This is a genomic window from Posidoniimonas polymericola, from assembly GCF_007859935.1.
Lineage (GTDB): Bacteria > Planctomycetota > Planctomycetia > Pirellulales > Lacipirellulaceae > Posidoniimonas > Posidoniimonas polymericola.
Map to the genome: position 1 here is coordinate 79,499 of NZ_SJPO01000001.1, position 13,864 is coordinate 93,362.

The 13,864-nt window shown below is 68.9% G+C and carries 15 protein-coding genes; 6 read left to right on the forward strand and 9 right to left on the reverse strand.

What is annotated here, in order from left to right; genetic code table 11:
- The first annotated feature begins 73 nt into the window (after positions 1–73).
- From Pla123a_RS00330 to Pla123a_RS00345, 4 genes are all read left to right on the forward strand, one after another.
- Positions 74–592, forward strand: a complete 519-nt coding sequence (locus tag Pla123a_RS00330) for a hypothetical protein (protein ID WP_146583536.1) — start codon at positions 74–76, stop codon at positions 590–592.
- A gap of 269 nt (positions 593–861) precedes the next feature.
- Entirely contained in the window at positions 862–1,410 is a 549-nt protein-coding gene (locus tag Pla123a_RS00335; protein WP_146583537.1) for a hypothetical protein, read from the forward strand.
- Positions 1,411–1,604: 194 nt separating this feature from the next.
- Positions 1,605–2,246 (forward strand): PilZ domain-containing protein, encoded by a 642-nt coding sequence (locus Pla123a_RS00340; RefSeq protein ID WP_146583538.1) that lies wholly within the window; start codon positions 1,605–1,607, stop codon positions 2,244–2,246.
- Positions 2,247–2,278: 32 nt separating this feature from the next.
- Complete coding sequence (locus Pla123a_RS00345) at positions 2,279–2,833, forward strand: hypothetical protein (RefSeq protein WP_146583539.1); 555 nt, start codon at positions 2,279–2,281, stop codon at positions 2,831–2,833.
- Here the strand turns inward: Pla123a_RS00345 and Pla123a_RS00350 are convergent.
- Entirely contained in the window at positions 2,755–3,474 is a 720-nt protein-coding gene (locus Pla123a_RS00350) for a laminin B domain-containing protein (RefSeq protein ID WP_197527550.1), read from the reverse strand. The genes Pla123a_RS00345 and Pla123a_RS00350 overlap by 79 nt on opposite strands.
- Positions 3,475–3,614: 140 nt before the next feature.
- Here Pla123a_RS00350 and Pla123a_RS00355 point away from each other — a divergent pair, with 140 nt between their 5' ends.
- Positions 3,615–5,366, forward strand: coding sequence for a hypothetical protein (locus tag Pla123a_RS00355; protein WP_146583541.1), 1,752 nt, complete (start codon positions 3,615–3,617; stop codon positions 5,364–5,366).
- A 101-nt stretch (positions 5,367–5,467) separates the two neighbouring features.
- The gene (locus Pla123a_RS00360) at positions 5,468–6,190 is read left to right on the forward strand and encodes an NAD(P)-dependent oxidoreductase (RefSeq protein ID WP_146583542.1); all 723 of its coding nucleotides are present in this window, start codon (positions 5,468–5,470) and stop codon (positions 6,188–6,190) included.
- A 147-nt stretch (positions 6,191–6,337) separates the two neighbouring features.
- Here Pla123a_RS00360 and Pla123a_RS00365 read toward each other — a convergent pair whose 3' ends face one another.
- From Pla123a_RS00365 to Pla123a_RS00400, 8 genes are all read right to left on the reverse strand, one after another.
- Positions 6,338–6,751: a hypothetical protein gene (locus Pla123a_RS00365; protein ID WP_146583543.1), complete on the reverse strand. Its 414-nt coding sequence runs from the start codon at positions 6,749–6,751 to the stop codon at positions 6,338–6,340.
- 162 nt (positions 6,752–6,913) lie between these two features.
- Positions 6,914–7,969 (reverse strand): SGNH/GDSL hydrolase family protein, encoded by a 1,056-nt coding sequence (locus tag Pla123a_RS00370; RefSeq protein WP_146583544.1) that lies wholly within the window; start codon positions 7,967–7,969, stop codon positions 6,914–6,916.
- Between the two features lie 237 nt (positions 7,970–8,206).
- A complete protein-coding gene (locus Pla123a_RS00375) occupies positions 8,207–8,698 on the reverse strand; it encodes a PH domain-containing protein (protein WP_146583545.1) in 492 nt (163 codons plus the stop codon).
- Between the two features lie 193 nt (positions 8,699–8,891).
- Positions 8,892–10,223 (reverse strand): amidohydrolase, encoded by a 1,332-nt coding sequence (locus Pla123a_RS00380; protein ID WP_146583546.1) that lies wholly within the window; start codon positions 10,221–10,223, stop codon positions 8,892–8,894.
- A 114-nt stretch (positions 10,224–10,337) separates the two neighbouring features.
- Positions 10,338–11,117 (reverse strand): class I SAM-dependent DNA methyltransferase, encoded by a 780-nt coding sequence (locus Pla123a_RS00385; RefSeq protein ID WP_146583547.1) that lies wholly within the window; start codon positions 11,115–11,117, stop codon positions 10,338–10,340.
- A gap of 97 nt (positions 11,118–11,214) precedes the next feature.
- Entirely contained in the window at positions 11,215–11,823 is a 609-nt protein-coding gene (locus tag Pla123a_RS00390) for a non-canonical purine NTP pyrophosphatase (protein WP_146583548.1), read from the reverse strand.
- 27 nt (positions 11,824–11,850) lie between these two features.
- On the reverse strand, positions 11,851–12,558 hold the full coding sequence (locus Pla123a_RS00395; RefSeq protein ID WP_197527551.1) for a DedA family protein: 708 nt from the start codon (positions 12,556–12,558) through the stop codon (positions 11,851–11,853).
- A 220-nt stretch (positions 12,559–12,778) separates the two neighbouring features.
- Positions 12,779–13,858, reverse strand: a complete 1,080-nt coding sequence (locus Pla123a_RS00400; RefSeq protein WP_146583550.1) for an FAD:protein FMN transferase — start codon at positions 13,856–13,858, stop codon at positions 12,779–12,781.
- Positions 13,859–13,864 lie beyond the last annotated feature (6 nt).

The following is a 13,864-nucleotide window of genomic DNA, read 5'->3' on the forward strand; positions in this document are numbered from 1 at the left end:
AGAGGCGTAACCCATGAATCAATCTCGACCCTATGCCGCCAGTGATCGGTGCGCCGGCCGAAGCCCAACGGGCATGGCGACTCCTTGCTGCGCTGGGTGCCAACACGCCCTCGACTGGCCAGCGCCTATCCCAGGGGTTTGGGCCGCCCCGGTCGCGTGCGGCCAGTGCGGACGGGTCTACTACACGCGGGTGGACGCCAACCTAGCTCCATGCGACAGCCTGCCGGCCGACTGCGAGTCGTCGGCCCGCGGATTGGGCCGCCAGTTCCAACCGCGGGACATCGCTGCCGTCGCCGCCAAACTCGGCGTGTTCCCGGACGTGCTCATTCCGGGCGTCCCGCTGGACGCGGGCCTCAAGATTCACGACGCGACGATCGAGGCGCGGCTTATTGAGCTGACGACCGCCGGTTGCCGGCTGCAGATCGAGGCCTCGCTAAAGGTTGGCTACCTGCTGCTCGACTTCGCTAGGCTCGGCTTTCCTGGGCTGCAGGCGCTGGCCGCGGTGCGCCGGCTGCAACTCGAGCGGGACGCGATGCGCGTCGGGTGCGAGTTCCTGACCGGAATGGAAGTGGAAGCGGCGCTCCGCGGCTAGTTGGCACTCGCCGATGCGCCCGGCTCGTCGGCCGTACGAAGACGCCGACTTCGTACTCGAGACTTCTGCTGTCGATTGCTGCTGCGCACTCGCGACCTCGCTCTATCCGCATGCCCTGCCGGGAAGCCGAACAAATTCCCGCCCGCAGAGCGGTGTCTTAAACGCCAGTACGCAACTAAGCTTTTGAGTGTCACCGTAGCAGGGTGGCTTATCGTTGCACGTGCTGCATCGAAGGGACCCCTGCGCGACGGAAGCAGCGGGCAGGCAGTATGGATCAGCATTCTCCCAACGACCGTTTTGCGGGCCAGCCCGCCAACATTAGCGGCATCCGCTGCAGCGTGTGCAGCAACCAACTCAACGCCGCTGCCCCGACTGAGAACCGCCGCGTCGTGCTGCGGGCGTGCGCCTCGTGCGAGGCCCGCTACTACACGGCCGACCTGCCCGGCGCGCTCTCCGGGGCGCCGCACGTCGGGCTCGCCTCGCCAGCCAGTCTGCCGACGCACGAGCACCGCCGCCTGCGGCGGTTGATTTCGGTGCTGGTGGCCGCCGGTGAGTTGGCGCACGGGCTTGCGCTGCCGGTCACCGCGACGCCGCTTGACGAGCGGTACGTCCCTGTTGGGCAGACCGTGGCGGGCGTTGTGTCCGATCTGACCGAGCAGTGGATCCGGGTCACGCTGCCCACCGACCGCCACGCCAGCTACTGGCTGCTCGACTTCGGCCCCTCGGGCCACGCCGGCTGTCAGGTGGCCGTGCGATGCGAGACCGCCTCGCCCGTTGGCGACGGCTCCTGGCGGGTCGCCGGCGCGCCGGCCAGCTGACCCGGCTCGTCTGTCAGTGCCCGCTCCTTGCCCGGGCAATCGCCCCGCCCGCTACAGCCGCACCTCGGCGGGTGCGAGTTGTGCGAATTTCCGCAGGCTGGGCGTCGCGAGCACGGCTTTCCGCTCCTAGGTTTGGATAAGCATGTGGCTGACCACAGGCGGAAAACCACGACGGTCGTTAAGGACTCTTACCGATGAAAGACTGCCTCCCCCAACTCGATCCCGAGATCATTGCCGCGCTCGGCAGCAGCGGCCCCGATCGCCGGAACCTGCCGATGACGATCATGATCGGCCGTTGCCTCGGCTGCGAGCGGCGGCTTCCGTGGCCCGCTCCCAAGCCGGGCTACTGGGCGGCGGCGGTTCCGTGCCCCGAGTGTGGCCGGTGGTACTACACCGAGGCCCACAACCACACACTGCCGGTCCTTCGGCTTGGCGACCAGCGCACCCCCCAGGGCCTCGCCGAGCAGTACAGCCCGGCGGGGATGAGCGAGCTCGAGCGTGCGCTGGGTTCCCTCGTGCCGAGTGACGACCGCCGCGGCGACGACCGCCATGAGGTCCGCGTCAACCTCCCCGCGGTTCCGCTCACCGAGTCGCTCGAGTCGCCGTGCGAGGTGCTCGAGGTCCGCCTGGTGAACCTCTCGCCTGTGGGCTGTTGCCTGCAACTGAACGAGCCGCTCTCGGTGGCCTACCTGCTGCTCGACTTTAGCGTGGTGGGCTTCCCGGGCTTCCAGGCTCTGGCGGCCGTGCGTTGGCTCGAGACCAAGTCCGGCGTAACCAAGGTCGGCTGCAAGTTCCTGCTCGGCTCTGGCGGCGACCTGCCGCTCGACGCGCGCTAGCCCCGGGCCCCACCCAACCGAGAACCGCAGCGATGCACCCCTGTCTGCAAGACCGAAACGCCGACGCGATCGCGGACCACCGGGTGGTCTACCACTGCGGCCAATGCGGCGGCAGGCTCGGCGTGCTGGCGCCGATCGAGCAGACCCGGGTCGTGGTCAAGAAGTGCAGCGACTGCGACGCGCGGATTTATTGTGCGGACGCGGCCGAGCGGGTCGAGCCCGGCCCGTCGCCGCTCGCGGGCTTCTCGCCAAGCCGGCACCTCCCGCACCACCAACGCTCGCGGCTGCGGGCGGCGATCGCCGGGCTGGTGCGTGAGCAGCGAAACGGCCAGAAGCTCGCGTTGCCGGTGACCGCCACTCCGCTCGACGAGCGGTGCCACCCGCTCGGAGTGACCCTTGCCGGGCTGGTCACGGACCTGACCGAGCAATGGATCCGGGTCACGCTGCCCACTGACCGCCACGCCAGCTACTGGCTGCTCGACTTTGGCCCGTCGGGCCACGCCGGTTGTCAGTTGGCCGTGCGTTGCGAGACCGCCGCCCCTGTCGGCGACGGCTCCTGGCGGGTCGCCGGCGCTCTGGCTAGTTGAGCGCCGCGGCGACGACCGCCTCGGACTGCCAACGCCAGGCCAGCGGCCGCCAGCGAAAGCCCGCCGGGGGCCGGGATCAGCGCTACATTGTCGAGCGAGCCGGTGTCGCTGCCAGAGCGGTACTCGCCGCGGATCTGCAGGTCGGTCAGGTCCGATAGCACTTGCATCATCTCGGCCGCGGTCGGCGCGGCCGCCGGGGACGAGCCGCCGACGGTCCAGCCAGCCGTTTCCTCTAGCGGGACGCTGTAGCTGGTCCACGCGACGCCGGGGTTCATCGACGTGTCGTAGGTGAGAAACAGGCCGCCGCCACGGAGGATCACGTCCTCGTCGTCGAACTGGCTCGAGATCGAACTCTGCATCAGGTCGAAGGTCAGGTCAGCGCCGTAGGCAAACGAGAAATCGCCGTGGAACTTAGCGGGCGCCTGGAAGTACCACGTGCCGCCCAGCACGTTGTCGGCGGCAGCGATGTGCCCGCCCGGGTTGCCGCCCGCGGCCAGGTAATCGGGCGAACCGGTCCCGCTCTGGGCGTCGCCGATGATGGTCCAGCCCTCGTCGTCGACGTCGAACGTGCTCGAAGCCGCGTGAGCACCGGCGCTGGTCAAAGCGGCTAGCGAGAAGAGCAACGCGGCGACAGCTTTCATGAGACGCTTCCGTGAGCAAGGTCCAGGCATTTCAATAGTGTCGAAGTGTACGTCCCGCCGCAGAGTGGCACAACCACGGTGCTCGGCAGGCCAGGTTACAATGGCCGTAGGCGCACTGCACGCACCACGAGGACATCGAATTGCTAACCACCACTTATCTGCTGATGCGTCCCCGCTGGCAGACGCTGATTCTTGCCGCGTTGCTTGCGAGCCCCGCGGCCGCTGCGCCGCTGCCCGGCTTCGCGCCCGGGGCGTGGTTCGGCGAGCAGGTCCGCACGGCCACCCTTTCCGGCGATGTCCGCGCGTACGCCAACGCGGCCGGCGATTTCGACCCGGTTAAGCCGATGCGGCTGATCCTGTTCTCGCTGCCCAACGGCAACACGATCGAGCAGACGCTCGGCTGCCAGATGCGAGACGACCTCGACTGGCATTTCGACATCCAGCACATCGCCGCCCAGACGCGGCGGCTCCGCGAAGTGACGCCCGACGAGAACCTTGTGCTGGTCTGCCTCGAGGCCCCGGGGCTGAGCTGGCCCGCCTGGCGCCGCGGCGTCGAGGACCGCCCTCAGCAGATCGCCGACGTCTACGCGGCCGCCACGCGTCTGGCGCCGCCGGGCAAGGTGACGCTCGCAGCGCACAGCGGCGGCGGCAGCTTCGTGTGGGGTGTGCTCGACGCGCACGAAGCAATCCCTGCGGAGGTCGACCGCATCGCACTCTTGGACGCGAACTACAGCTACGACGACGCCAGCCGCCACGGCGACAAGTTCCTGGCATGGCTCAACGCCGACGCGCAGCGGCGGTTGGTTGTCCTCGCCTACGACGACCGCCACATCACCTACCAGGGCAAGCCGGTCGTCGGCCCGACCGGCGGCACGTACCGCGCTACCAACCGCATGGCAGACCGCTTTGCCAAGGAGCTCGCGATCGACGAGGGCGCCGACGGCCCGCTCATGCGCCGCACCGCGCAGGGCGGCCGCATCACGCTGCTAGTGCACCAGAACCCCGACAACAAGATCTTGCACACGGCGCTAGTGGGCGACATGAACGGCTATTTGTACGCCACGACGCTCGGCACGCCCCAGCAGGACGCGTGGGGTCGGTTCGGCGGCCCCCGCGCGTTCGCCGATTGGATTGAGCCGCCGCCGGCTAGCCTCCCGCCCCGCTCTGCCGATGCGATTGGCGGCGCCACGTTCTTCGCACAGATCGCCGACCTCGCGCCCGCCGAACGCGAACAGGCGATTGCCGAGCAGTTGCGTGCCGGCAACCTGCCCGACCGGTTGCGGGAATTTACGCCGATCAGTATTGTCTCACTCGACGCCGAGGGCCGCGAGCGTCGGCTCACCTACCAGGCAATGCCCGACTACCTGGCGGTCGGCTCCGACGACGATTTCGTCCGCGCGCCGATCAACCCCGCCACCGCTCAACAGATCGCCGATCGGTTCGGCTGCACGCTGCCAACCGCGCGGATGGTCGACCAGATCTACCAGCACGCCGTCGTGAAGGTCGAACCGCGGCCACTCACCGAACGCCGCGAGGCGGCCGCCACCTTCGCCCAGCACAGCGCGATCATCGAGCAGCAACGCGGCGGCCGGAACGGGCTGATCGCCGGCGTCAAGAAGGACGTCGTCCTAACCAACCGGCTGCTGGAGCGGCCCGGCCGGGTCGCGATCTACGGCTGGCATCGGCTGACCGGCGAGCCGATCCAACCGGTAACGACGGTTCACACCCGCGCGTACGTCGACTACAGTCACGGCGTCCGACTGGTCCGCGAGGCGATGACGCTCGACGGCGAGCCGACCACCTTCGAGCAGATCGCGACCGACCCGAACCTCGCCGCGCTCGTGAGCAGCGACGGGCCTCTCAAGGTGCTCCGCTACGAGACCGAGTGGTAAAGAAGATCCCCCTCCCTACGAGGGAGGTGGGGAGGAGTGGCCTCCGCCATCTCATAACAACACCGCCGACTGTCGACACCTAAACGGGATTACAGCCACGCATGACCATCCTAGTCCTCGGCGCCACGGGCGCGACCGGCGAGCTGCTTGTCGCCCAGCTCTTGGGCCGCGGCGAAGAGGTCCGCGCGGTGGTCCGCTCGCCCGACCGGCTTCAGCTCGAGCTGCGGCAGTGTGTGAACCTGTCGTACACGACCGCCAGCCTGCTCGACTTGTCCGACGAGCGGCTGCAAGAACTGACCGCCGGCTGCGACGCGGTCGCGTCTTGCCTGGGGCACAACCTGACGCTGCGGGGCGTGTTCGGCCAGCCCCGCAGGCTGGTGACCGACGCCGTGCGGCGGGTTTGCCGGGCGATCGAGGCCAACCAGCCCGAGCGGCCGGTCAAGTTCGTGCTGATGTCGAGCGCCGGCGTGCGGAACCGCGACCTCGACGAGCCGCTCACCACGGGCGAGCGGGCGGTGCTCGCCCTGCTGAGGACGCTGGTCCCGCCGCACGCCGACAACGAGCAGGCCGCCGACTACCTGCGGACGCAGGTCGGTCAGTCTTCGAAGTTCATCGAGTGGTGCGCCGTCCGCCCCGACAGCCTCACCCACGCCGACGAGGTAAGCCCCTGCACGCTGCACGAATCGCCGACCCGCAGCGCGCTGTTCAACCCGGGCCGCACCAGCCGGATCAATGTCGGCCACGCGATGACGCGGCTCATCGTCGACGACGAGCTGTGGACCAATTGGCGCGGCCGCATGCCGGTGGTTTACAACGCGGAGTAGGTCGCCGTCATCGCGTGGGCGACGTTGATCCGGCAGTCTCAACGCAGCGTGGTGCAGCATCGCTCGGCACAGGTGCGAGTGCTCGGTGGGCCAGCTCGCGCGAGCCTACTCGGAGAGTAGGGCTACTCTTGGGCCGCTGCGGGCGACCTAGATACCGCCGGCCAGATAGTCATCGATCCTCGGGTTGAAGCGGCGGGAGAGAACGCCGTGGTAGGTCGGCCGCCGTAGTTCGCAGGCAAGCAGGGCGAAGGTAAAGACCGACTGCAGTGCGAACAGCCACGGGAGACTTACAGTCCCCAACCAGAGCCACACGGTGGTGTGGATCAAGAACACACCGGCCCAGAGGAGCTCCGGACGGCAAGGAATGCGGAAGACGTTGCAGAACAAGAAGAAGTGGAAGACCACAAACGGCACGAACGGCGAAAAACCCGCCGTGTAGGAATAGCCCGCCACGCCCCCCGCGGTGGCGGCCGCCATCACCACGACATCCACCGTCGACAACCGCAGGCCGCAGGTGCGGGGGCGTCCCTGGTAGGTAAGGGCATTTGAGGGAGAGGCCATGGCGATCCGCGGGTCGTGTTGGTGTCCCCTGCAGCTGGGCCGGCCAGGGGGGCTCGACTCGAGAGCCAAGAGTTAGTCGCCCCGCGAGGGCGCATCACTCGATGGCGGTCAGCCGTCCCCGCGGAAGCTGCCGGCGGAAGCCGGCGGGTTGGATCCCGAGCGTCAGTCCACGGTCGCGACGACCCTGCGCTGCCGCAACCCGGCGGCCATTAGGGAAACGCACAGCAGGCAACCCGCGCTGGGCGTTGGCGCGGCGGTCGCGGCCGGCGCTGGTTGGGGGCCGTAGGCGTCACGCCACACCGCGTAGTCCTGCTGGTCGACCTGCTGGTCGCCGTTGCCGTCGGCGGCTAGACCAGGACCGCTAGCGCCGTTGGCGTCGCGCCACACGGTGTAGTCGGCCGCGTCGACCAGGCCGTCGCGGTTGTAGTCGCCGGGCGCCGGCTGGATGCTCTCCAGGTAGTCCTGGATTCCCAGCAGGAAGGCGTCGGCGATCTTCGCCGCGCCGGTGGCGTTGGGGTGGTACAGGTCGCTCATGTCGGAGGTGTGGACGTAGCTCGCGACGTCGACAAAGCTGACCGACTCGCCCGCCTGCTGGTGCTGGGCCACCAGCCCCGGCAGCACGGCGTTGAACGCGTCGGTCGGCGCCTGCTTGCCCGCCTGCCGGTTGGGGATCAGGCTCCCTACAATGAAGTGCGCGTCGGGCGCCAGGCCGTCGTTCGGGTCGACGATGCGGGTGATCAGATCGCTGAGACGGTTGGGCGCCGTGGCGAGCTGCAGGTTGTCGATGACATCGTTGGTGCCGATCATCAGCAGCACAATGTCGGGACCAATCGGCACGCGACGCCTGCCGAGCCAGGAGTCGATGTTCTCCGCCAGGCCGTTGCGGGTGGGGGAGATCCGTCCGTCGATCACCCAGCCGGAGTGGCCCGAGTGGTTCTGCTGCCCGGCGGCGGTCAACGCCGAGGTCGGGTTGTTGGCGTGGTCGCCGACGAACAGCGTGTCGAGGCCCGCCTGCTGCAGCTTGCTGTACAGCGGCGCGCGGTACCCGCCTGCCAGTGCGAAGCCATCGGTAACCGAGTCGCCCAGCGGCATGATCCGCAGCGGCTCGGCCACGGCCGCGGGGAGCAAGGAGAGGGAGAGGCAAGCCGCCAGCGCGAATCGTTTCGTCAGCAGAGCTGTCAGAGCCGGTCGAGCGGACGCGGCGGCAGACATTCGCATCGTTGATTTCCAGTGGCATCGCGGTGGAGCCAGAACGCCGGCGCCGCCGCAAGGCAAACGGACGAGGGATCGCCACTGGCAGTGGCTTCCGCGCTCGAAGAGTTTCAAACGCACAGTATGCGTTGCCCAGGGCTGATGGGGCAAGCAAACGGCGGCAATCGCCGCTGTGCGTGTCCTGTCACGGGGCAATCAGTGCAACGCCGCCGACGCTCGCCGCAAAAATCGCCCGCGCTGACCTCACACCAGCGGCACGCCGGCGTCGAGCAGCCGCTGCTTGAGCACGGTCGCGACCTCGTCCGGCTGCGGGCCGAGGTCGACGCGGAACTGGCGTTGGTTGACGCTGTGCTCGGTGGTGTACAGCAGCACGGCGTCGGTCCGGCTGAAGCGGGCGGCGTCGATCCGCGACCAGCGCAAGAGCCGCTTGCGGAGCAGCCCGCGGACGCTGACGCCGTCGCCGGTCATGGCGTAGCGGATCGGCAGCAGGTGGTTGGCGAGGGTCGCCAGCAGCAGGGCGAGCGCCAGCAGGCCGCTGGCGGGCGAGCGGAGCGTCACGCCCGCGGTGACGGCCGCCGCGGCCACGACCAGCAGCATCACGGCGGTGCGGACCGGGTGCTCGCCGGCGTCCCAGCGGGACCACTCGAACTCGCCGGTCGTGGTGGAGCGCCCGCCGTCGGTCGCCTTGACGTGGGCGGGGATGCGGAGGTCGGTGTCGTCGAGGTGGCGGGGCACGGCGGGGGCCTACGCGGATGGGCGAGCGGTGTTCTTGGTGCTGGTCGATGGCCACGAAAAGGCACAAGAACGCACAAGAAGAAAGAGGTGAAGATTCTTCTCCCGCTCTATTCTACGACACGCTGCGCCGAGGACCACTTTTGTGCACTTTCGTGCCTTTTCTTGGCACTCTCTTCTCCACCCGCTTGCGCCGCTAGTTCTCGACCGGCAGCAGCTCGCGGACGATGGCGGTCATCGACTTGATGCCGGTCGCCAGCGTTGGCTTGGGCGCTGGGTAGAACTTGGCCGAGTGGAGCGACGGCGGCGGCGTGCCGGCGGCGGCGTACTGGTCGAGCCGTTCCTGGGGGATCGTGCCCAGCTTGAACATGCAGATCGGCACGCCGGCGATGCCGTAGCGGCTGAAGTCCTCGCCCCCCATGGTCGGCTTGGAGGGGGTCATGTTCTCCGGGCCGAGCACGCCGCCGACCGCCTTGGCGACCCGCTCGGTCAGCTTGGGGTCGTTGTAGAGCGAGGGGGTGCCCTCGGAGATGTCGACCTCCGGCTCCGGCGCGTTGGCGCTCGCGGCGGCGGCCTTCGCCTTGCGGATGATGGCGTCGGCGATCTGCTGGCGGACCTGGGGCGAGTAGCTCCGCACGGTGAGCTGCAGCTTGCACTCGTCGCTGATGATGTTGTGCTTGGTGCCGCCGTGGATCGAGCCGACGGTGATCACCGCGGGCTCGATCGGGTCGAGCTCGCGGCTGACGATGGTCTGCAGGTCGAGCACCAGCTTGGCGGCGATCACGACCGGGTCGGCGGTGGTGTGGGGGTAGGCGCCGTGGCCGCCGCGGCCCTTCACCGCGATGTCGACGCTGTCGACGTTGGCCTGCGAGTAGCCCGCCAAGTAGCCTGCCTGGCCGGCTGGGTAGTCGGCCGCGACGTGCAGCGCCACCGCGTAGTCGGGCCGGGGGAAACGGGCGAACAGGCCGTCGGCCAGCATCGCCTTGGCGCCGGCGCCGCGCTCCTCGGCCGGCTGCGCGATCACCATCAGCGTGCCGCTCCAGGAGTCGCGGTTGGCGGCGGCCCAGCGGACCACGCCGGTCATGTTGGCCATGTGGATGTCGTGCCCGCAGGCGTGCATCACGCCGACCACCGCGCCCAGCTTGTCGGTGGTGCGGACCCGGCTGGCGTAGGGAACGCCGGTATCCTCGATGACTGGCAGGGCGTCGGTGTCGCAGCGGAGCATCAGGGTGGGGCCGTCGCCGTTCTCGAGCACCCCGACCACCCCGTGCCCGCCGACGCCCTGGGTCACGTCGAAGCCGGCGGCGCGCCACTGCTTGGCGAGCCGGTTGCCGGTTGCTTCTTCCTCGTACGAGAGCTCAGGCGTCTGGTGCAGCTCCTTGTACAGCTCAACCACGCCGGCCAGGTTGTCGTCGAGCCAGGCGTCGATCGCGACGCCGGGGGCGCTAGGGGCGGCGGCATTGGCGGCGAATGGGAGGGCGGTCAGCAGCAGGGCCGCGGCGAGCCCGGCGGTTGGCGGGTGGGGCATGGCAGGGGATTCCCGAGGCCTTGGGGTCCAGCGTGGTTGGTCTCAGCGCATTGTAACCCACGGCGGCGACGCCCGGAGCGATCCCGGCCGGAAGCATCCGGAGCGGGACGCCCGCTACGACGTGATTTCATGGCGTTCGAGGAAGTCGCCGGGGATCTCGGCGGTCTTCTGGGCGACCAGCGCGAAATAGTACAGCGGGGTCCCTTCCATCGACAAGCGGTGGCGGTACCGCTCGAGGTGGTGCAGGTCGAGGTACTCGGAGAAGATCAGCTCGCGGATGAACCGGGAGAAGCCAGACTGGTCGGAGCGGTCGAGGAAGGTCTCCTTGATGTTGAAGGCGACCCAGCCCCCGACCTCCACAAATCGCATCGCCTGAAAGAACGCCGCCGCGGAGATGTCGCCGAAGCCGAGCGCCGCGACGCTGGTCAGGCAGTCGATCGACCAGCCGGACAGCTCGTCGATGGAGTCGGGGTCGAGGTCAGTGAAGTCGGCCACGTAGTACTCGTCGTACACACTCGGCCGGTCGCGGAGGCACGCGTCCCGAGCCTCGGGGATGATGTCGGCGCCGATCAGCCGGGCGACGCCGTTCCGCTTGAGCACCTCGCCCATCATGCCGTTGCCGGCGCCGAGGTCCAGCACCCGCAGCTCGGTGATTCTCTTGCCGTAGGCGTCGAGCGTCTGCTTGAGCTGCTCGCTCACCTTCTCGGGCGAGTTGCACTTCAGCCGCTCGTAGAAGACCTGCTCGTACAGGCCGGGCCGAGGGTAGATTTGGTCGTAGTCGTGGAACCGCAGCCGCGTCTTGCGGCCGTTCTCCATGACGAAGAAGCTGACTTCGTCCTGTTCTAGATGATGAGCGTCGTGAGGAGGAAACTGGATGCGGTAGCGGTGCGGCATGGGACCTTAGGGGTGGAAGATGCGTCTGCGATCACTCCACCTTAGGGGAAACCGCGCGGCGGGGCCACCTTGCGAGCGTCCGGGCGGCGCGGTCGGGCTAGCGGGCTAGCTCGCGGACGATCGCCGGCAGGATCGACCGCATCGCCCGCGAGCGGTGGCTGAGTGCCTTCTTGACCGCGGGGCCGAGCTCGCCGAAGGTGCGGTGCAGCTCGCGGATCTCGAACAGCGGGTCGTAGCCGAAGCCGTTCGAGCCGCGGGGCTTGGGCACGATCACGCCGCGGCAGACGCCGGTCGCCTCGCCGCGGATCTCGCCCGACGGGTCGGCCAGCGTGACGTGGCAGTAGTAGCCTGCGCCGCGTTTCTGCGGCGGCAGGCCGGCGAGCTTCTCCAGCAGCAGGCGATTGTTGGCCTGGTCGTCGCACTCGGGGCCGGCGAAGCGGGCAGAGAACACGCCCGGCGCGCCGCCCAGCGCGTCGACCTGGATGCCGCTGTCGTCGGCCAGCAGCCACTGGCCGAGGTGTTTGGCCTGCTCGACTGCCTTGAGCCGGGCGTTGTCGGCGAAGGTCTGGCCGTCCTCGACCACCTCGATCGCGCCGTCGACGCCGGCGAGCGTGCGGACCTCGACGCCGTGGGGGGCGAGCGCCCCGGCCAGCTCGGCGCCCTTCTTCTGGTTGTGGGTGCCGATGATCAGCGGGGCGGCGGGCATGGCGTTGGGATGCGGTTGCGGCGTGGGTTAGGCCGAGCGGTCCTGCTGCTCGTCGGACTCTTGCTGCTCGTTGGGGGCGGGCTGGGGCACGACGCCCTCGGCCAGCTTCTCGTTCTGCGACTCGCGCTCCAGGCGTTCGATCTCGCGGTCGATCCGCTCGACCCGCTTGCGGTACAGCATGTAGCCAACGCCGATCAGCACCGCGACCACAATCACGGTCACCAGCTTCTCGGCGTCGCCGATGACCGGCTCGATCCAGGGGCCGAACAGGTAGCCCAGGCCAAACACAATCAGCACCACCAGCGAGGCCGCCACCAGGTCCCACAGCAGGAACCGCAGGTAGGGTACCCGCGCGGCGCCGGCGGCGAAGTAAACCGCGCCGCGGATGCCGATCAGGAACCGGGTGCCCAGCAAGATCTTGAAGCCGTGCTTCTGGATCACGTGCTCCAGCTTCTCTTCCTCCTCCGCGTTCACAAACCGCGAGATCAGCGGGTGCTTCAGCAGGAACGCGTGCCCTAGGTGTCGGCCGATGGCGTACATGATCGAGTCGCCCACCAGGGCGCCCATCAGGCAGAAGGCCAGGGCCTCGAACGGGTCGAACCTGCCGGCCTTGCTCAGCACGCCCGCCAGCACCAGCGGCGCCTCCTCTGGGATCGGCACGCCGACACCCGTCAGAGCCAGGAAGGCGAAGATGCCCCACAGCCCGACGCGCTTAACTAGGAAATCAAGAATCACGTTCCGTCTGCAGGGTTTCGCGCGCTGCGGGGGCGCCTGGGTGGGGCCGTGAGGCCGAGGGGGGTTACTGTATGGGGGGCCACGTTGGGGCGACCCAGCAAGTTTGGGTAGCCCGGTATTGTAGCCAGAATCAGCCCCCGCCAGTACCGGCCTGGGGGCCGGATTGTGCAGGCGGCCGCAATCCCGGTCGGCAAAATCAATGGGCTGCTGGCGCCGGCGGCTACAGCTCGCTCACCTGGCGCCAGCGGTCGGCGGGCAGATGGACGACCTCCAGCCGGACTTGGTTGGCGTGCTGCCCCGGCATTACGAACGCCGCCCCCACGCCGGGATGGGCCTCGCAGTACACACGCGACCGTTCCGGCCCGAGCACGTAGAACGCGGTCGACAGCGCGTCGGCCTCCGCACCGGTCGGCGCGATCACGCTGACGCTGTGCGGCCCGACCGCCGGCCGCCCGGTGCGGGCGTCGAGGATGTGCCCGTACCGCTCCCCTCCAGAGACAAACCCCTGGGTGGCGGCCCCGGAGGTCGAGAACGCCTGGTCGACCAGCGCGAACTCAGCAATCACCAACTGCGGCCGCAGCGGGTGCCTTAGCGCGACTCCCCAGCCGGCGACCTGCCCGCCCGGCCGGTTGCCGCGGGCCACCAGCGTGCTCCGGCCGCCGTGCATCAGGAAGTCGTCGACCAGCGCGAGCCCGAGCTGCTCGGCGGCCAGGTCGAGCGCGTGCCCCTTGCCGACGCCGTTGAAGTTGACCTCGATGCCCTGCTTGTCGAACGCGAGGGTTTGTGTGTCGGCGTCGAGCTTCACGTGCGACCAGCCGACCAGTTCGCGGGCGGCGGCGAGTTGTTCGTCGCTCGGCACACGGGGCTCGCGCTGGTAGAAGCCCCACGCCTTAGAGAGCGGCCCGGTCGTGGTGTCGAAGGCGCCTTCGGTCTCGCGGTGCAACTGGTCGCACAGCTCCAGGAGCGCAAACATCTCGGCGTCGGTCTCCGCGGGTCCGAACTGCGCTGCGTTGTTGAGCAGGCTGATGTCGCTCGAGTCGCGGTAGACGCTCAGCCGGTCTTCTTGTTCGTCGATCAGGTCGAGCGCAGCGAGGGCGGGTTCGGTCTCGTTGCGGTGCGGGCTGGCGATCAGCTGCACCTGGAAGTCGCACGCCATCGCGCGGCGGGTGAGCGAGAGCGTGCAGTCGGCCAGCCCGGGGTCGGCGGCGCCTGCCGGCAGGGCGTCGCCGATGCTGCCCAAAGCCTCGACGGCCGACTTGCCCTTGAGGAAGTCGCGGCGGTTAGTAGGGGACTCGGCCATGGCTTG

What these genes read in the sequence shown, in the direction of transcription:
- Pla123a_RS00400 (WP_146583550.1), bottom strand. Translation starts at nt 13,858, where the DNA reads ATGGCCGAGTCCCCTACTAACCGCCGCGACTTCCTCAAGGGCAAGTCG.
- Pla123a_RS00385 (WP_146583547.1), bottom strand. Translation starts at nt 11,117, where the DNA reads ATGCCGCACCGCTACCGCATCCAGTTTCCTCCTCACGACGCTCATCAT.
- Pla123a_RS00370 (WP_146583544.1), bottom strand. Translation starts at nt 7,969, where the DNA reads ATGCGAATGTCTGCCGCCGCGTCCGCTCGACCGGCTCTGACAGCTCTG.
- Pla123a_RS00345 (WP_146583539.1), top strand. Translation starts at nt 2,279, where the DNA reads ATGCACCCCTGTCTGCAAGACCGAAACGCCGACGCGATCGCGGACCAC.
- Pla123a_RS00350 (WP_197527550.1), bottom strand. Translation starts at nt 3,474, where the DNA reads ATGAAAGCTGTCGCCGCGTTGCTCTTCTCGCTAGCCGCTTTGACCAGC.
- Pla123a_RS00390 (WP_146583548.1), bottom strand. Translation starts at nt 11,823, where the DNA reads ATGCCCGCCGCCCCGCTGATCATCGGCACCCACAACCAGAAGAAGGGC.
- Pla123a_RS00330 (WP_146583536.1), top strand. Translation starts at nt 74, where the DNA reads ATGGCGACTCCTTGCTGCGCTGGGTGCCAACACGCCCTCGACTGGCCA.
- Pla123a_RS00335 (WP_146583537.1), top strand. Translation starts at nt 862, where the DNA reads ATGGATCAGCATTCTCCCAACGACCGTTTTGCGGGCCAGCCCGCCAAC.
- Pla123a_RS00365 (WP_146583543.1), bottom strand. Translation starts at nt 6,751, where the DNA reads ATGGCCTCTCCCTCAAATGCCCTTACCTACCAGGGACGCCCCCGCACC.
- Pla123a_RS00360 (WP_146583542.1), top strand. Translation starts at nt 5,468, where the DNA reads ATGACCATCCTAGTCCTCGGCGCCACGGGCGCGACCGGCGAGCTGCTT.
- Pla123a_RS00380 (WP_146583546.1), bottom strand. Translation starts at nt 10,223, where the DNA reads ATGCCCCACCCGCCAACCGCCGGGCTCGCCGCGGCCCTGCTGCTGACC.
- Pla123a_RS00340 (WP_146583538.1), top strand. Translation starts at nt 1,605, where the DNA reads ATGAAAGACTGCCTCCCCCAACTCGATCCCGAGATCATTGCCGCGCTC.